Genomic DNA, 18,436 nt, shown 5'->3' on the forward strand with positions numbered 1-18,436 from the left:
AAAAGTGGCTAACCCCAGAAACTTGGTTTCTGCCGATATCTCTGGTACTCATCTGCAAATTGTCGCAGAAACCCGGTTTCTCGCTACGCAGCGATGGAAGTGCGATCGTATTTCTGTCGCTTGGTGGGGGCGGGTTTATGTAGATTGTCTGTTGGAGTTGGATATAGTTGGTGAAGCCGCCCCTACCGAAATTTTGTTTGTTTGACTCTAAATATAGCTGCTAGCTTGACGGGTGAACATTGAGCAGTAAATTCCGTTTGCTGCGATCAATTCGTTGTGGGTTCCGATTTCGGCTATTTTACCATTTTCCATCACGGCGATGCGATCGGCAATTTTGGCCAATCCCAATCTGTGGCTGATGACAATCGTTGTTTTCCCGACGGCGATTTGGCGGAATATGCTGTAAATTTCGTGTTCTGTCTTGGGGTCGAGGGCGGCGGTTGGTTCGTCAAAAATTAGCACTTCGGCTGTAGAAAGCCGCATGAGGGCGCGGGCGATCGCAATTCTTTGCCACTGTCCTCCCGATAAATCGATGCCGTCTTCTAATTGTTTCCCCAAGGGTGTTTCTAAACCTTTGTCTAAACTGTTGATTTTAGCTGCGATTCCTGATTCGGAAATTGCTTGATTAATTGCGGTGTCATCCGACAGGGAAAGCAAGTCGCCGAAACCGACGTTTTCGCGGACTGTGGAGGGGAAGCGGGCGTAATCTTGCATAACGACTGCGATGCGCGATCGCACGTATGCTAGAGAGTACGATCGCAAATCTTGACCGTTCCAGGCGATCGTACCACTTGTCGGGTCGTACAGGCGGCCGAGGAGTTTGCCAAGAGTCGTTTTACCCGCGCCATTTTCCCCAACAAGCACGAGCATTTCCCCCGGATTAATCGTTAAATTGATATCTGTAATTGTGTTTTTAGTGCTACCGGGATAGCCAAAAGATAAATCCTTAATTTCGATGCCAATTTTATCTTTTCTCACCTCAACATCTTGGCTGCTATCCGGCAAGTTTGGCAAGCGAGATGCTACATTTACCAGCGGAGACTGCAATTCTGGCTTCAGATCCAACAGTTGAAAAATCGGACTGACACCGAGGCCAATATCGTACAAATTAGTGTAACTATTAATCAATAATTCTAAACTGTTTTCTACTTGGACAATTAAACCAGAATATAGCGCCAAATCCCCCAAAGTATAGCGCCCTCCCAAAGCTCCCATTACTACATAAACAAAGGGCAAAGCTACTCCTACTCTACTAAATATCGACCACAACAGTACAATAATTGATGCTTTTTTTCGGATGCCCTGCATCTCGCTAAAAAACTGCACGAACTGACTTTGCCAGCGTTTAAGCCAAAGTTCTTGCAGCCCAAACAAACGCAATTCCTTAGCGTATTCTTCCCCAGTTAATACTCGTGATGACAAGTTCATTTCGCGACTAATTTTAGCTTGCTTTTTTTGAACTCTCCAGATGATTCTGGTATATTTTCTTTCGATGTAAATTGAGGGAAGTGATGAGATTAACATCAGCACGGGTACCCACCACGCTATAGCAGCAGCAAGGCTGACAGATGGAATAAAAATAAAAATTCCGGTGATTGTCATGCTGATGCTGAATGCTAGTTGTTGTATTCGGGATACTCCGGTTTTTGCGAGTTCTACAATATTTAAGAGTTCTGGGTTTTCAAACAGGGCGATATCGTCGAAATTGGCAACTTTTTCGAGGACTTTTCCTTCAACTGCGCCTTGAAGGCGATCGCGCAAAGATGTTACTGTAAAGGAACTCATTGTATCGATGGAATCGCTGACTAATTTGAGAGTTAAGACTCCGGCAATACTCCACAGCAATATTGGATGAGAAAGTATCAAAGCTAAGGGCTGTGCTGTTTTGGGTTGCGACAGCAAGCGAGAGACTTCATCAATGATTAATTTATCTAAAAATAGTACGCCAGATGGGGCTGTACCGCGAATGATATTGAGTAATATTAAATTGCGGAGTTCAATGGGTGCAGCTTTGATTATCAGGCTCAAGCTGCGCCGCAAAGCTTGGAATGTGGTAATTTGGATGGGTTGCATTATTTGTGGGTAGGTGTCGGGTCTAGTCATCCCCGGACGGTAGATTATAGATGATGATTTGATTAATTGTATTTGGCGATCGCATAATTTGTCTTTCTTTATCCTCAATTTTCCCAGGTTGGTTGAAAATTTACGATCGCATTCATAGCTCGTTCTAAGCTGGGGGAATTAGTCTGTGCTGACGCAACTTGCCAATTTTGATCGACAAACTGGATCAGTTGACCGTTGTAGTCTTTACCAATTTTTGCGGTACTATTGCGATCGGGGACGATACCCTCCCGCAGTTCTCGCTTCTTTGACTTTTTAGCCAGATTGATTAAAAGCTGTTTGGGGTCGGAAACTTTATCTACATCAGCAGGAATCAAGTCTACTGAAATACCCAGAAATTCAGCAAATGCTTCTCGATGTGCTAGCAACCACGCTTCGACTTCTTTAACCGCAATCCGAAACAGCAGATTAGGATGTTTTGGTTGAGTTAACCACTCCGAAAGAATTACTAGCGGGCATTCTGCATTATCCAAATCAGTTAATACTAAGTATGGCATTCCCTTTGCCGCATTATTGTACGCAGGAAGGTTATTTTTAATTTTGCCATATCCTCTCTGATTCAAGCAATTTCCAACTGAAAAGGGACGTTGAGACTGTTTGAGCATTTGTTTGAGAACGGCTTCACTCAGTACATCCTCAAACACTAGATTGATGGGAATATCCGTCATTTGAATAAACTGAGTTGTTCGATCGCGGGCGGTGCTGTGAGAGGAAGTGCAGCATCAGCTATACTTAAACCTCCTTCTAGTAGCATTTTTATTTGTTCGTTACTTGAAGCAAGTTTTACCTGAGTTCCTTCAGAAGTCGGTGTCATGAGCAGCACTTCTTCGCCTCCAATACCTTTGTCTGAGAGCAAATCTGCACTGTGGGTACTGAGAATAACCTGTCGCTTTCTCGGACGCTGAAGGCGATAAATCAGAGACGGTAGATTGCTAACAATCGCCGAATTTAAAGAGAGTTCTGGTTCTTCTAGTAACAATAATGTATCGGTTTCTAACAGCGACCAAAGCAAACCAATTAACCGTAACGTTCCGTCCGAAAATTGGTCTTCCCGTTGTTTTCCCGCTCCGGGCCGCCAATGTTCGTAAACAGCTTCCAAATGGGGAACTCCCATCACATCTTTAGTATCCGTGAGATTTGTTAATTGCGGGACAGCCAACTTTAAAGCATCTTCGATTTTTTTTAATCGCGATTTTCGAGTTTTTTCGGGAGTTTTAGCAACTCGTTCTAAAAAAGTTCTCCCAAAAGCATCTTCGGAAAGTCCAGGAGTAGCAAAAGCTTCGGGATGGCGAACTAACTGAGGAATTAAATGTAAATATAAAATCGATTCTAAAAATTTAGCAATTTCTCTGAATTCGGCATTGGCATTAATTTGCTCTAGATAAGTCTGGGTGAGACGCAGCTCATCTTTTTCATCTTCTGGAGTAGGGCGATCGATAATTTTTTTGTCACCCTTCCAAACTCGTTCGTAGGCAACAATTGGCTCATTTTTCCCACCTTTTTTCTGTTTAATTCCCAGCCCATACCTCCATAATGGCTGTTGGGAATTAGATTCTGAAAGGTGAATTTCTATTTCTACATCTGGATACCGACGCGCATAAAGACTGCGAATTTTTGAGACGCCACCTCGATCGATCGCAGCTTTTTGCAATCCGCCTCCTGCTTTGGCCAAATCCCGCAAAAAACGGAATGAATCAAGAAAGTTGGATTTACCGCAAGCATTCGGGCCTACTATAAAAATGCGATCGCGCAAATCAACATTCACTGACTGAAAATTGCGCCAATTTTTCAGAGTTATATGGGAGATAATCATACTGACAAAATTTCCATTGTTGTAACCCACCTTCCGCACTTCAAGATGTAATATGTAATTATTACATTTGTTTGGTAGTTTTGCAAACACCAAAACAAAAAAAACTAAATATTTGTACGCAAACAAAACGTCAAATAACTCAGAATTATCGTATTATTGGGTATACTACAAGTTGACGTGCGGAATGTGGGTTGTAATATTTTAAAGTTACGATCGCCCTTTCCATCTCAAACTCTACCAGATCGAGCGATCGCCCTGAATCAATCCCACCATAGCATAAACCGCTTTATGCCAAAATTATCCAAATGTCAAACGCCGCGCCGCACCATCATCCCTAAATTGCTGTTCCCCAACGCCAACAACTTCCACAGTAACTTCACGTTCCGAAATCGCAAATTCTCCCTCCCGCGCCGCAATTTCAACTATCACTTTTTCACCCTCAAAATACACCTGGTAATTAGTCGTAGCCCAGACACCTTGTTCGTGTTCAAAACTCTGTCCGTCGTCCTCATAAAGCGTCCATTCACCAGTTCCGGGCCAAATTCGCATTTTCAATGAATCAAGCTGTTGTTCGCTGACAAATTGCTGCACGGGCGCGATCGCAATTATCCCCCCGCCCCGCACGTAAAGCGGCATTCTCTCCAAAGGCGCATCAGCCAAAATGTGCATCGGGCCCTGATAGCATTCGCCCGTCCACCAATCGTACCAAGTCCCCTCCGGCAAATACACGGCGCGATGCTCAACTCCCGGGCGGTAAACGGGTGCAGCCATCAGCGACGGGCCGAGTAATACTTGATCGTAAAGGTGATAAGTTGCCCGATCGCGCGGAAAGTGATACAGTAGCGGTCGCAAAATCGGCGTGCCCGTCGTTGCAGCCTCCCAAAACAACGTGTAAATGTAAGGCAACAACTGATAGCGCAAATTGATGTATTCGCGGCAAATCTTCTCAGTGCGATCGCCAAAAACCCACGGTTCGTGCTGCGCCGTACTCATCGCCGAATGACCGCGCATCAAGGGATACAGCATCCCCACCTGCATCCACCGCGCGAACATTTCGGCGGTTGCATTCCCCGCAAAACCGCCGATGTCGCAACCGACAAACGCTACGCCGGAAAGTCCCATATTGCAAAGCATCGGTAGCGACATTTCCAAGTGCTCCCACAGCGATTGATTGTCGCCCATCCACACGGAAGAGTAACGCTGTACGCCCGCAAATCCCGATCGCGTCAGCACAAAAGACCGCTCATTAGATCGCACTTTTTGCAACCCTTCCGCACAAGCTTTCGCCATCATCAACCCATACAAATTGTGCGTTTCAGCGTGAGTAGCGCGATCGTCATCGGGGCCCTGCGGCGCATCCAGGGGAAAGCTGATGTGTTCGCCGCCGTCGCCAAAAGGACGTTCTGCGATCGCAGGTTCGTTCATGTCGTTCCAAATCCCCGAAACCCCAATATCTGTCAGGGTTTTGTGCAATTCGCCCCACCACTGGCGCACGTCTGGGCGCATGAAATCGGGAAACACCGATTTATCGGGCCAAACGTAGCCGTGGAAAAGCTTTCCCTCTGCGGTGCGGACGAAATAGTCGTTTTCTACACCGCGATCGAATATTTCATAATCTGCTTCCGGTTCGTACTTGACACCGGGATCGACAATCGTCACCACCTTAAAACCGGCTGCTTTCAAGTCTGCGATCAGTTTAGCGGGATCGGGGAAACGCTTCGGGCTCCAGGTAAAAACGCGGTAGCCGCGCATATAGTCGATGTCGAGGTGGATGACATCGCAGGGAATGCTGCGATCGCGAAATTCCTGCGCCAACTCCCGCACAACGTCCTCGGATTCGTAGCTCCAGCGGCACTGGTGGTATCCGAGCGCCCATTTTGGCGGAAGCGGCATCCGACCGGTTAACTGGGTGTAGGTAGCGAGAATTTGGGCGGGTTCCGGGCCGTAAATGATGTAGTAGTCGAGTTCCTGGCCTCTGGTTTCCATCCGCAAAACTCCCGGTTTTTCGGCGCCGATATCGAACTGACTCCAAAATGTGGTGTTGAAAAAGATGCCGTAGGCGCGATCGGGACTCAGGGCGATGTAAAATGCGATCGCCTGGTACATTTCGTCGGTGAGGGAATTGTAGTCTAGCGCGTCGGTTGTCCAGTTTGTCTTGACTTCGGAGAGTTTGTCGAGAAAGCCGGTGCGCTGGCCGAAACCGTAGAAGTGTTCGTCGGCTTCGATGCGCTTCCAGCCTGCGGTTGCACCCGCGCGCCATCCCATATTGCGATCGCAGTCGCTAGCAAAGGGTTTTCCCGATTTGTCGAAACATTCGATTGCAGCGGGCGATCGCTTGACAGAAACTAATATTTGTGCTGTTTCTATTTCTATTTTTTCGTCGGTTTCTCGCACTTCAAAGGGTACAATTTCCCACTCTTCGTCGGGGAGAGTTACTGAGTAGTGCGATCGTTCTTTAAATTCGCCCGTCGGGGACATTCGCACTCGGATTAAGTTCGGCGCGAGTACGCTGATTTTGAGAGCGGAATTGGTACAGTTGAAGTGAATTGTGCGCTCCGTTTTGTCGATCGATTCTACTGAGCCAATAATTGACCAAGGCTGTTCGGTAGTTTGGAGTTTTCCGAAGTATTGTGGCATACACTCTGACTCTAAATATTATCGATTTTGCTGCTAGCAGTTAAGAGTTGTCATCTGGCAAAAGGCAGAAATAAGGGGAGATTTTAGAGGAAAGTGCGATCAATGTAACGGCAAAGGTTAGCGGCGGCAAGTAACCTTTGCAACCCCACCAGTTGCTTTCAAGCGTCCGCAGCACTGCGTTATTAAAAAGTATTGCAGATGATTTACGCTAGTAAATAAGCTGAAATTGCTGTTTAATTATACTTTAAATCCAGAGCGATTTGCTGGGGGCTAACATCTTCTCCCACTATCTCGGTTGCAACATACTTCTGGCGTGGATGATTAGGTTGATGAGGATATTTGTAGTTAATCCGATTTGAGACAATCAAGCTGCGAATTATTCTGAGAAGATAGTGCTTTTTACGTTTCAGAATAGTTTCCAGGTCATTGACACCAAGAGGAGTTAATGCACACAGTTGTACTATGATCTTTTCTAGTGTTACGCGGTTAATTTTAGAATGAGCTCGGATATCTGTACCTATCTGCATCAGTTCATTCCAAAGATTTTCAGAAATGGTTTCTTGCTTGCTGGGAGACGTAACAGTATTTGTAGGCATACGAGTTGCAGATATCGCCAGTGAACCTAACTCGTAACGAGCATAACGACCTCCGCCAATCATTTGTAAGAACTGTTTGTTACGGAGACCGACTAGTACCTTAGATATGTCTGCTGAGTGCTGACCAGTTAATCGAGTTAGTGAGGCATTATCAACATAGCCTTTGTGTTTAGCATGAACTAACGCTAATTGTTCTGCTTCATTCCAGTGTGAATTCAAGCTCTTTAACCAGCTACGATCATTACTAGAAAGCAAGTGGGCCTGACGAAGCTCTAATGTGAATTCGTATCGCTCTGTTCCAGCATCAATTTTGGGCATTTCTAATCCTAATTCACGCCATGCCCGGATAATTTTTGGGATGCCTGTTCCCGCCTCTTCTGCTAATCCTATCAGACGAAACATACGAACTAATTCAGGATTACGTGGATCGGAACGATCGCCATGAATAAGATCAAATTCAGAAATACGAGAACTTCCAGGGTTCCGAAAGAGAAAACCGCTAGGTGTGCGGAAAATAAGGGATGCTTCTGCTATGGAATAATCAGCATGCACAAGAAGATTCACAAGTGCTTCACGGATCACAACATGAACAGAGCTTTCTTCAATTCGTGTTACTCCCTGCAATTGAAAAGCAGTAGCTAGACCTGTTGTTACGCGAGAATAGATATTTTCAAAAGCACCAAACAAATGTCCTTCCCACAGAACGCGATCATCCCAACGCTTATTGGGGTCATCTTCAGTTAATGTCATTCTGTAATCGATAATGTGCCGAGATCGCCACTCCCGAATAGCCTGGTCCGTTCCCAGTAAGAGCAATCCTGCGACAGTCAAGCCCTCATTTCCAGTTCCTCTCTCACGAGCATAACCACCTATTGCTGTCAGAAAGCGGAGATCATCATAGGTATTACGTGGCTCGCTAAGATGAAGGGTTTGATCTAATCGCCGATATCGTGCCAACGCATCTTGGTCTATATCATCCAAGCTAAATCCGGGTAAGATAGCGGAGTCAGCACCGACATCCGACGCTTCACGCATCATCCGGTCTACTTCTGGCTTGATGCAGCGATGATCGCCAGTGTGACGTCTTACATAGGTGCCATTGTAGGGGTTGCCATTGATGTAGATAGGACGCTGTTGACGTGGTGCTTCTGGTACGCGGATCACGAGTATTTTTTTACCATCTAAAGTTTCAATACGTGCATCATTTGCGCTACAAATGGGGTAATTAATTTTTTGATTATTGCGCAACTGATTGTAGAAATCATCCAGCATTTTAGAGGGATTAGATAATCCTTCAACCTCCAACCTCTTGTTTATATCTTCTTTAACGCCCAATAAAATCCACCCACCATTGGTATTGGCGAATGCACTAACTGTATCCCAGATACATTTAGGTATACCACCTTGGGCTGATTTGACCTCAAATTCTAGGGTTTCACTCCCTTGCAATCGCTCAATAAGAGTAGCAAGCAAGTCAGTAACAACAGTATCGCCAGACATACTTAACTTTATTGTACGGTTGACATGATTACTATAGTGTAACACAAATTGACAATGTAACTGAAAAACAACAATACCTACGGCTACCGCAACGCTAATACACAATTCCTACATTAATAAATGTATCCAGAAATTGGCACAACAGTAGGGGCGATTGTGGTTGGATACAACGAGAGCAATAGTTGCGAGGTATATCTCAACGCCAAGCCTAGTGTCTTGCATCAAGCACTTGTGCCTTTAAGAAATCGTGCTTTACCCGTCTAAATTGTTGCTTTTTTATCCCTCACCTGCTATCTCCCAAATACTGGCAAAATTCTTGTTGATACTCCGTTTCTTTCTAGCCCCTCAAACTGTCGGCGTTCACCAGCAGTAAAAACAGTTACAACTTCCCCTTTATCTGACATCTGTGCTTCCAAAACTCCGCGATTGAAGAAAACAACTTCACCGGAACCAAAAAAGACGATCGCCCTTACTCGATCGCCTTTGAGCCAAAATTCCACTCGATCTCCTAATTCAACCAGAGCTTGTGATACGCTGACAATTTATAACTGTATGCCAATTGCGGTAGAGTATTCGTATTTTAGGAAAAATACTGCCAAAAACTATGCGATCGCTCCCTTAAATTTTAGCGCCGTGCTGTCTGAGTAACTTAACAATCTCCGAAGTTGATGATTTTTCAGCAATGGTTAAAGCCGTTGCACCATTTTTATTGCGAGCGTTCACATCCGCACCCTTTGAAAGAAACAACTTCACTAATTCAGGTTTTAATTCCTGGGAAATACCCGTATTCGGTTGAACAATTCTCATCAATATAGTAGTATTGTCGTAAGGATCGGGAGCGTTGACATCAGCACCGCGATCGATCAATAATTTCACAGTCTCAATATCTCCACGAGACACCGCACTATACAGCAAGCCTTTAGGAATTTGGGCTTGATTTTTCAGGATTAATTCAACCATCTCTAGTTTCTTTTTTCCCGGTTTAAACCTGCTAATAACAGTAAACAAATTTTTGTCATCGTTCACATTAGCGCCTCGATTAATCAAGGCTTTCATTGCTGCAAAATTACCGCTTTCTGCTGCGATGTTGAGTGCCGTGCGTTGATTGCGATCGATCGCCTCCATATCTGCACCGCTGGCGATCAATAAGTCTATCACCCCGCTACCCCCTCCAGCAGCCGCCATGTGCAGGGCAGTTTTTCCTGCTTTGTCGATCGCCTTTACATTCAATCCTTTTTGCAGAAACAACTTTACAATAGTCTGATTCCCGCCAAAAGCAGCCGCGTGTAACAGTGTTTGGTTTAAATAAGTCTTGAAATGAACATCCGCATTTTTTGGCAACAGCTTTTCGACTTCCGCCAAATTGCCCGTGTAAGCCGCACTAAACAGCAGAATGTTGATATTATCTATTTTGGGCAATTCCCACCGATCGAACATCCCAACCTCAACGATATCGCCCTGCCAGCCCGCAGACACAAGTTGCACCATCTCAAAACTTTTACTCTTCAACTCCCTTCCAGACGCATCGAACAAAAATACATCGCAAGGCGCATCGCTGCCCCCACCAGGCATAGCAAACAGCATCGGATGTCTGACAATGGCGATCGCATATTGGCCGTTTGGACTCCAACTAGCGCTGCGAATACCCGATTTCATAATTTCTCGGGGCGCAACCGAGAGGATAATTAAGAAGCCTAAAATACCAAGACAGCCAAAACTAAAAAAACGCATAATTATCTTACAGTCGCTCCTGGAATAGACTATAATTTTTAACTTCCACAGATCCCGCGCGAGGAACCAAACAATCCGAAATATTAACGATTGCTACATTCCTATCCGCTGTTTCCGTTAAAATTTGATGATTTTTAAGCGCCTTGAAATATTACAGCCAACATCCTAACGCTTTCTCGATCGACTATCTCAACGACTTGCGAGGCTCAATTCTAGCATCCCCGTATCTGGCAATCAACAACCTCAACCGCGATTTCATTGGCACAAAAGGCTTTTCCGTGGTGTTTAAGCGTTCCGAAATTGCCGAAGTAGAGCGCCGCTTCCCCTTCTTCAAACCCTATCTAGACAGAGCATTAAACCCTGAATGCAACGCTTTTTACCTCAACCCTTTGTTGCTGGGTGAAGGTTCCCGCGTCGATCCGCATATCGATCGCTCTTTGCGATCGTACTGCAAAACCGTCGAACCTCCCGCCGCCGTCAGCGTTTTGTACGTACAAGTACCGCCAAACTTGCAAGGAGGAGAGTTGATACTGCGGCGCAACAAACAGCAAGTCGGACAGATTAAGCCGCAAGCCAACTCGCTCATCTATTTTCAAGGAGATTTGACTCACTCTGTCAACGCCGTTAAAAGTAGCGGAACTCGTTTAAGTTTGGTTTGCGAACAGTACAGTTTGAGCGCCACAGAATTGTCAGATATTCCCGGATTTACGGTGGAGTCAAGGGCCGCGAAAGCCAAAAGTAAGTAAGGTTTATTCGATCGCTGATACCTGCCGTAAATTAGCCACAATAATTGTAGGGGCTGGTTAACCAAAAATTGATGACTCAAACCCACAATATCTATAAACCCGCCCGCACGACGCGACAAAGTTCGATCGCGCGCAATTCAACCGACATCAGATCAGCTATAGCGGTTATCAAATTTGAACTCTAAATAATCCGAATAACCCACTGCTGGCGCACCCTACAACTGCTGCGATCGCCTGCCGTTTCAGTCGCGGGCCTCCTGTCAAACTCAACTTTTGCGGTTACGCGCGATCGGGCGATCGACCATTCCGCAAAAAAAAGTAACATTCTGTAGCCTGTGCTACATTAATTAAGTTAATGATTGCTTACACTCTCCAAGTGTAGGTTGTGTAGTCTCCATAATTCCCCAAAACAATAAACGAGTGCGTTGTTTGCTGGGCTGCGATTTATCGTTGAACCGTTAAAAACCATAAGTAGTTTTGACCAGAATTAATCGGAATTGACTAGCACAAAGTTTTTGAGCTTACCAGGGTTAAAATGAGCTACTAAATCTGTGCAGCGACCACATCTATGATGTTAACTAAAGTTAGTACAGCCTCTTGTCATCTATTTTATTGCTAAGAACTAAAATCCCACCGCATCTATCGAACACTGGATTCTCAGCAACACAGAAAGCGAAGTTATTGCGCCTCGCTCATCCAATTCTTCATATCCTGCCAAAAAAGGCATTCTCCAAAAAGTTAGCCTTGACTAAAAATGTTAGTAAATCTAACAGATTCATCAACGGTTAGACTTGCGCTAACCACTATTTTTCACAACTACTGCTCCCCTAATCCCAATAAAAATAACCATGAGTGGAAACCAATCGCGCGTTCAAGCAATTTCTCAAATCGTCAACCGCCAACTGACCCCACCCAAGCCTCCCAAGCGGTTAGAAGATATGTGGGCAACAGACGTTTTTAGTCTGAGCCAAATGCAAGCAAGACTGCCCAAAAATATTTTCAAATCAGTAAAAAACACCATTCAAACCGGGCAAACCCTCGATCCTTCCGTAGCTGATGTAATTGCAGTAGCAATGAAAGATTGGGCCATTTCCAAAGGAGCCCTGTACTACGCTCACGTATTCTTCCCGCTAACCAACAGCACCGCCGAAAAACACGACGGTTTCATCTCACTCCAAAGCGACGGCTCCGTCATCTCAGAATTTGCAGGTAAACTTTTAGTACAAGGCGAACCCGACGGTTCCTCCTTTCCCAACGGCGGCATTCGCTCCACCGACGCCGCTCGCGGATACACAGCCTGGGATGTCACCAGCCCCGCCTATGTCATGGAAACAGACAACGGCATGACTTTGTGCATTCCCACTGTTTTCATCTCTTGGACAGGTGAAGCCCTAGACAAGAAAACCCCGCTTTTGCGCTCCATTAGCGCCATGAACAAAGCAGCAACCAGAGTCTTAAAACTGTTAGGAAACACCGAAGTTGCACCCGTAAATTCCAGTTGCGGTTGCGAACAAGAATACTTTCTTATAGATTCCAACTTCGGCCACAGCCGCCCAGACTTGCTGCTAGCAGGCCGCACCCTCTTTGGCAAAGCTCCCGCCAAAGGTCAGCAATTTGACGACCACTATTTTGGAGCCATCCCAGAGCGCGTTCAAGTCTTCATGCAAGAAGTAGAAGAAAGAATGTACCGCCTGGGAATTCCGGCCAAAACTCGCCACAACGAAGTAGCACCCGGTCAGTTTGAAATTGCACCAGTTTTTGAAGCAGCAAACGTCGCCAGCGACCACCAACAATTAACCATGACAATTCTCCGCAACACAGCGAAGAAACATGGTTTTATGTGCTTGCTGCACGAGAAGCCCTTCGCGGGAATCAACGGTTCCGGCAAACACGTTAACTGGTCAGTCGGTAACGCCACCCAAGGCAACTTATTAGACCCCGGCGATACACCGCACTCGAACATACAATTTCTAGTTTTCTGCGGCGCTGTGATTCGCGGAGTTCACAAATACGGGCCCTTGTTGCGCGCCGTAGTTGCTACTGCCAGCAACGACCACCGATTGGGTGCAAATGAGGCTCCGCCAGCAATTATCTCTGTCTATTTGGGCTCGCAATTAGAAGATATCTTCGAGCAAATTAGCAAAGGAGGAGTTAAGGGTTCTCAATGTCGAGGCATCATGAATTTAGGCGTAGAAACACTGCCTACTTTCATGAAGGATGCCGGCGACAGAAACCGGACTTCGCCCTTTGCCTTTACGGGAAACCGCTTTGAATTCCGTGCAGTAGGTTCCGGTCAATCTGTTTCCGGCCCGCTGGTGGCAATGAATACTATTCTTGCAGATTCTTTGGACTGGGTTGCTAACAAATTAGAAAGCGATTTGGCTAACGGAACTGAACTGAATGCTGCCATCCAAACACTTCTGAAAGAAGTGATGGACGACCACGGCGCAGTGATATTTGGCGGTAACGGCTATTCAGAAAAATGGCACAAAATGGCTGTTGAAGAACGGGGTTTAGCCAACTTGCGGACTACGGCAGATGCTTTGTCGGCGTTGAAGGAAGGATACGTTGAGGACTTGTTTGAAAAGACAGGTGTTCTAACTCCCGTTGAACTAGAAAGCCGTTATGATGTGTATGCAGAGCAGTATTTGCTGGCAATAGAAGTCGAAGCAAAACTTGTACTGAGCATGACAAAAACTCTGATTTATCCCGCAGCGGTGAGCTATTTGTCCGATCTTTCTAACACGATTTATAAGTTGAAAGAAATTGGCATTGAATTGGAAAAGGCAACTGCCGAAAAAGTAGCTGCTCTGGTTAAGTCAATGATGGATACCGCGAGCAAGTTGAGCGATGCTTTGAGCAAGCACGATTTTGCTACAACAGACGAGCATATGCAGTACGCTTCGCAAACAATTCGCCCTTTGATGGATGAGGTTCGCGAGTATGCTGATGCTTTGGAAGCTGAAGTGGCTGATGATTTGTGGCCGCTGCCTACTTATCAAGAAATGCTGTTTGTTAAGTAATCGCAAATAGAGTTAATTTGCAGTTAGAGTTGTAAGCTTTGCTCGTTACCAGGAAGATCCTGGTAATGCAGATAGGCGAGGAAGAGCCTCCTTTGATATCGCAAGTTACAGGAGAGAAGACTGTAGGAGGTGCTTAATTTATTAAGTTTTCGATCCTTAGAGTTGTAAGGACATGGCAGTGCCGTGTCCTTACTTGTTTTTGAGCTTAATTGAGTGTTACGCTGAATCTGTCAGAGTCATTAAATGCGAGCGAGAGTAAGAGTTGTGAAGATTGTTGAGATATCCTTCAACAAATTTGTCGGCGGAAAAAAAAGTAATATTGCTCAGAAAAGCTATTATGCAAATTCAATCTCTCTTGAAACAAATGACTCTGGCGGCTCTAGCTCTATTTTTTGCGATCGCGTGCAGTCGATCGACTCCGAAGATAGACTCTTCCCCTGAAGCAAGTACCTCCAGCAGCTTTAGAGTGGCAATGCTCACCACAGGCTCCAAAGACAACCAAAGTTGGGATCAAGCTTGCTTTGAAGGATTGAATCTCATCAGAGATAAATTTAACGCTCAGGTAGACGTTACTGATAGTCTTGACGGTGAACATAGTGAAGCTGCCATTCGCAAATATGCCCAGTCAGGCTATAACCTGGTAATTGCAGCCAGTGGTGCCTATTCCAAAGTTGCCGAAAAGGTCGCTAAAGAATTTCCGCGAACAAAATTTGCCCTGATTACAACGCATCCAGGGAATAACAGAAATTTGGGGGCTGTTGCCTTTCGATCGGGTGAGGTGGGCTACCTCACAGGCGCTTTGGCTGCCATGAAGACCAAAAGCAATAAAGTTGGCTATATTGCGGGTGAAGCTTATCCGGTTTACAAAGAAGAAGAAGCCTTGTTTAGGCGGGGAGTGAAAGCAACGAATCCCTCTGTTCAAGCCTCGACGGCTTTTCTCAACTCTTGGGTTGATACGGACAAAGCCATCAAAGTCGCAACGGATATGGTTGCTTCTGGAGTAGATATTTTGGCATTCAACGCAGGTGAGGCAGGGTTAGCCGCCCTAAAAGCCGTTTCGCAAAAGCCAGGAGTCTTTGTGATTGGTAGGACAAAGGATCAGTACGAAGTGGCTCCCGGCAAAGTCCTAACTAGCGTTCTGCAGGACATTCCCCATCTGGTGCTAAATGTGGCAGTGTTAACCCAGCAAGGTCGCTGGGAAGGAAAACTTTACAAGTTTGGCCTCAAGGAAAAAATCTACGACTTTGCCCCTTTCCGTGGTAGTCTCACGTCTCAGGAAGAGGACAATTTTAAGATAATCCGAGAAGCTGTGACGACTGGCAAAATCGATGTTTCTCCTTAGTTTGCCCATTAATTGATTTACCATTATTTGTCCTAAGTCCGATGAAAAATCAACGCAACGAACGCAACGAGCGCGTTCTGCCGATTGCCAGAAGCTGCCGTTATCATCCCTGGCAACGCTTTTTTTCTATTGCAAATCAGCTCCGCTATGGTTTGATATTTTTGGTTCTCCTGAGCTTACTGCCCACTGGTGGCTTGCTGATCTACCTCAGCTTTCAGGCGCAGATACAGCAATCGCGATCGCTCCAAGAAGAGCGCAGTCAGACAGCAGCAGCGCAGATTGATAATTATCTAGATGACTTGAAACGAAAACTGAGCTATTTAGCTAGGGTCAAAGGACTCACAAACTTTCAACCACAAGCGCAGCAGAGCCTGTTGGAAGGGTTGACTCGTCATAATGATGCTTATGAAGCCGTTGCCATTTTGAACCGGAAGGGACAAGTTGTCGCGTCAGTTTCACCCTACGAACCGCTCAAGTTAGAAAATCCAGCCAATTCGCCACTGTTTATTCGTGCCTTTAAACAACAGGAAGATTATGTCAGTCCTGTAGAAATTAATCCTCAAACCCACCAACCAACCACCATTCTGGCGGTTCCAATTCGGAATGAGCGAGATGAGGTGGATGGGGTGCTATTAGCAGAGATAAATCTCAACTTTCTCTGGTTTGTTGTTTCCCAAACGGAGGTCGGCAAGACGGGTTATGTTTATGTAGTTGATGAGCGTAATTTTCTGATTGCTCAAAAGGGTAGTAAGCCAGAAACTTTTAAACTTCAAGATATTGCTCAGCGCCCCTTCTTTCAATTCTTGAAAGAATCCGAAGATACTAAGCGCCTTAACGTTTATCAGGGTCTAAAGCAGGTAGAAGTATTGGGAGCCAGTGCCTTAGTTCGGAGCGTGAATTGGAATGTGGTTGTAGAACTGCCAACGGCTGAGGCCTATGCTCCTGTTTACCAGATGCTCTCAGTTATGGGAGGCTCATTGGCGGTGGTGACGCTCGTGGCTGTTGGCATTGGGTATCTATTTATTCGGCAAATTGTGGTGCCGCTCCAGCGCTTAACCACGGCAGCTACTAAACTCAGTGCGGGGCAATTAGAGACGCGGGTCAACATCGACAGCCAAAACGAACTGGGGAAATTGGCGATCGCCTTTAACAATATGGCAACCCAGTTAGAGGAACTGATTACAGCAGTTGAAGTAGAACGGAATTTCGTTTCAGCCATTCTTGAAATTGCAGGTGCCGTGGTAGTTGTGCTCGACCCGAAGGGACAAATCGTTCGCTTTAACCGAGCTTGCGAACAAATGACTGATTACTCGTTTAGTGAAGTAAAGGGGTGCTACTTTTGGGATTTGTTTCCGAACTCAGACTTAGCAGGACTTGCCAAAACTACTTTTGAGTCTTTAAAAGCTGGTAATTTTCCCCAGCAATATGAAGGCAGTTGGTTGAGCAAAGATCAACAACTCAGACTGATTGCTTGGTCAGATACTGCTTTAGTAGATAATCAGGGTGAAATTGAGTACATCATCAAAACAGGGATTGACATTACTCAACGAAAACAGGTAGAAGAAGAACTCAAAGCGTCGGAGCAGCGGCTATCTTTTATATTCCGCAAAACTTCACTGGCAGTTGTGGAATGGGATTTAAACTTTAAAGTCACTACCTGGAATCCAGCGGCAGCGAAGATTTTTGGTTACACGGCTACAGAGGCGATCGGACACCATCCCGCAGAATTAATAGTGCCTGCATCTGCCCGAAAGATGGTCGATCAAATTATGAGCGAGTTGTTGATGCAGAGCGAAGGAATGTACAGCGTCAACGAAAATATTACAAAAAACGGCAAAATCATTATTTGCGAATGGTTCAATACGCCTTTAGTAGGGGATGCTGAAAATATTGTGGGAGTTGCATCCTTGGCACTGGATATTACTGAACGCAAGCAAGCCGAAGCTGCTTTAAGGCAAGCAAAAGAGGAAGCTGAGGTTGCACTCAAAACCTTACAGCAAACTCAGGCACAGCTTATTCAGGCAGAGAAAATGTCGGGTTTGGGGCAATTGGTTGCCGGTGTTGCTCACGAAATTAATAATCCAGTCAACTTTATCTATGGCAACCTGAGCCATACTGCGGACTACACGCAAAATTTACTAAAGTTGATTCAGCTTTACCAGCAAACCTATCCAACTAATCCCCAAATTCAGGAAAAAATTGAAGAGTTCGAGCTAGACTTCATTAGTGAAGATTTGCCCAAAATCCTGACTTCAATGAAGGTAGGAGCCGATCGCATTCGTCAAATTGTCCTGTCGCTGCGAAACTTCTCGCGGCTGGATGAGGCAGAAATGAAGCCAGTTGATATCCACGAGGGAATTGACAGCACATTGATGATTTTGCAAAATCGACTGAAGGCAAATCCGGCTCATCCTGCTATTGAAATTGTCAAAGAGTACGGCGACTTACCGCTGGTAGAGTGCTATGCCGGACAGTTGAACCAAGTCTTTATGAATATTCTGGCAAATGCGATCGATGCTTTAGAAAACTACGACAATCAGCGTTCTCCAAAAGACATCCAAAAGCATCCCAGTCGCATCACTATTCGGACTAAGCTAGTCACAAACGAAACTGGGCCCGGTCATTGTAAAAACGTGGTGATTCAAATTCAAGACAATGGGCCTGGAATGACGGAAACTGTTAGACAACAGGTGTTCAATCCCTTTTTCACTACAAAACCAACTGGTAAAGGAACTGGATTAGGGCTATCCATCAGCTATCAAATTGTAGTTGACAAGCACGGTGGCTTCCTCCAGTGCTTTTCTCAACCCCATCAAGGAACAGAGTTCCTAATTGAAATTCCTGTTTTGCAAAACGGTTCTGTAGCACTCGTTGGTAAATAACCGCGATCGCAATTAGACCCATTTCTTTGAGAACCGGGAGGCGAA

13 protein-coding genes are annotated in these 18,436 nt (G+C 45.5%); 5 read left to right on the forward strand and 8 right to left on the reverse strand.

The features are described 5' to 3' along the window. Window positions 1-4 precede the first annotated feature (4 nt). Window positions 5-205: a hypothetical protein gene (locus QUA01_RS13655; RefSeq protein WP_333089898.1), complete on the forward strand. Its 201-nt coding sequence runs from the start codon at window positions 5-7 to the stop codon at window positions 203-205. 2 nt (window positions 206-207) lie between these two features. Here the strand turns inward: QUA01_RS13655 and QUA01_RS13660 are convergent, their stop codons facing one another. The 7 genes from QUA01_RS13660 to QUA01_RS13690 form a co-directional block, all read right to left on the reverse strand. Beyond that, a complete protein-coding gene (locus QUA01_RS13660) occupies window positions 208-2,073 on the reverse strand; it encodes an ABC transporter ATP-binding protein (RefSeq protein WP_333089896.1) in 1,866 nt (621 codons plus the stop codon). Between the two features lie 104 nt (window positions 2,074-2,177). Continuing rightward, window positions 2,178-2,789, reverse strand: coding sequence for a hypothetical protein (locus QUA01_RS13665; RefSeq protein WP_333089893.1), 612 nt, complete (start codon window positions 2,787-2,789; stop codon window positions 2,178-2,180). Then, a complete protein-coding gene (locus QUA01_RS13670; RefSeq protein ID WP_333089891.1) occupies window positions 2,786-3,934 on the reverse strand; it encodes an AAA family ATPase in 1,149 nt (382 codons plus the stop codon). Before QUA01_RS13670 ends, QUA01_RS13665 begins: the two co-directional genes overlap by 4 nt. Before the next feature lie 297 nt (window positions 3,935-4,231). Then, complete coding sequence (locus QUA01_RS13675) at window positions 4,232-6,571, reverse strand: glycoside hydrolase family 31 protein (RefSeq protein WP_333089888.1); 2,340 nt, start codon at window positions 6,569-6,571, stop codon at window positions 4,232-4,234. A 233-nt stretch (window positions 6,572-6,804) separates the two neighbouring features. Continuing rightward, the gene (locus QUA01_RS13680) at window positions 6,805-8,667 is read right to left on the reverse strand and encodes an RNA-binding domain-containing protein (RefSeq protein ID WP_333089886.1); all 1,863 of its coding nucleotides are present in this window, start codon (window positions 8,665-8,667) and stop codon (window positions 6,805-6,807) included. A 290-nt stretch (window positions 8,668-8,957) separates the two neighbouring features. Next, a complete protein-coding gene (locus QUA01_RS13685; protein ID WP_333089885.1) occupies window positions 8,958-9,167 on the reverse strand; it encodes a hypothetical protein in 210 nt (69 codons plus the stop codon). Window positions 9,168-9,285: 118 nt separating this feature from the next. Continuing rightward, a complete protein-coding gene (locus QUA01_RS13690; RefSeq protein ID WP_333089882.1) occupies window positions 9,286-10,323 on the reverse strand; it encodes an ankyrin repeat domain-containing protein in 1,038 nt (345 codons plus the stop codon). Between the two features lie 218 nt (window positions 10,324-10,541). On the opposite strand from QUA01_RS13690, the gene QUA01_RS13695 reads away from it, so the two are divergent. Continuing rightward, window positions 10,542-11,144 (forward strand): 2OG-Fe(II) oxygenase, encoded by a 603-nt coding sequence (locus QUA01_RS13695; RefSeq protein ID WP_333089879.1) that lies wholly within the window; start codon window positions 10,542-10,544, stop codon window positions 11,142-11,144. A 181-nt stretch (window positions 11,145-11,325) separates the two neighbouring features. On the opposite strand, the gene QUA01_RS13700 is transcribed toward QUA01_RS13695, so the two are convergent. Then, a complete protein-coding gene (locus QUA01_RS13700) occupies window positions 11,326-11,469 on the reverse strand; it encodes a hypothetical protein (protein ID WP_333089878.1) in 144 nt (47 codons plus the stop codon). A gap of 523 nt (window positions 11,470-11,992) precedes the next feature. On the opposite strand from QUA01_RS13700, the gene QUA01_RS13705 reads away from it, so the two are divergent. The 3 genes from QUA01_RS13705 to QUA01_RS13715 all read left to right on the forward strand — a co-directional run bounded on the left by QUA01_RS13705 (window position 11,993) and on the right by QUA01_RS13715 (window position 18,391). Beyond that, entirely contained in the window at window positions 11,993-14,167 is a 2,175-nt protein-coding gene (locus QUA01_RS13705; RefSeq protein WP_333089876.1) for a glutamine synthetase III family protein, read from the forward strand. Between the two features lie 337 nt (window positions 14,168-14,504). Beyond that, a complete protein-coding gene (locus tag QUA01_RS13710; protein WP_333089875.1) occupies window positions 14,505-15,509 on the forward strand; it encodes a BMP family protein in 1,005 nt (334 codons plus the stop codon). Window positions 15,510-15,550: 41 nt separating this feature from the next. Further along, complete coding sequence (locus QUA01_RS13715) at window positions 15,551-18,391, forward strand: PAS domain S-box protein (protein WP_333089872.1); 2,841 nt, start codon at window positions 15,551-15,553, stop codon at window positions 18,389-18,391. Window positions 18,392-18,436 lie beyond the last annotated feature (45 nt).

The sequence above is a fragment of the Microcoleus sp. S36a_B3 genome (genome assembly GCF_036700745.1).
Classification (GTDB): Bacteria; Cyanobacteriota; Cyanobacteriia; order Cyanobacteriales; family Microcoleaceae; genus Microcoleus.

Coding starts and splice junctions, on each gene's coding strand:
- QUA01_RS13710 (WP_333089875.1), top strand. CDS start 14,505: ATGCAAATTCAATCTCTCTTGAAACAAATGACTCTGGCGGCTCTAGCT.
- QUA01_RS13680 (WP_333089886.1), bottom strand. CDS start 8,667: ATGTCTGGCGATACTGTTGTTACTGACTTGCTTGCTACTCTTATTGAG.
- QUA01_RS13660 (WP_333089896.1), bottom strand. CDS start 2,073: ATGCAACCCATCCAAATTACCACATTCCAAGCTTTGCGGCGCAGCTTG.
- QUA01_RS13705 (WP_333089876.1), top strand. CDS start 11,993: ATGAGTGGAAACCAATCGCGCGTTCAAGCAATTTCTCAAATCGTCAAC.
- QUA01_RS13690 (WP_333089882.1), bottom strand. CDS start 10,323: ATGAAATCGGGTATTCGCAGCGCTAGTTGGAGTCCAAACGGCCAATAT.
- QUA01_RS13665 (WP_333089893.1), bottom strand. CDS start 2,789: ATGACGGATATTCCCATCAATCTAGTGTTTGAGGATGTACTGAGTGAA.
- QUA01_RS13700 (WP_333089878.1), bottom strand. CDS start 11,469: ATGTTACTTTTTTTTGCGGAATGGTCGATCGCCCGATCGCGCGTAACC.
- QUA01_RS13670 (WP_333089891.1), bottom strand. CDS start 3,934: ATGATTATCTCCCATATAACTCTGAAAAATTGGCGCAATTTTCAGTCA.
- QUA01_RS13715 (WP_333089872.1), top strand. CDS start 15,551: ATGAAAAATCAACGCAACGAACGCAACGAGCGCGTTCTGCCGATTGCC.
- QUA01_RS13675 (WP_333089888.1), bottom strand. CDS start 6,571: ATGCCACAATACTTCGGAAAACTCCAAACTACCGAACAGCCTTGGTCA.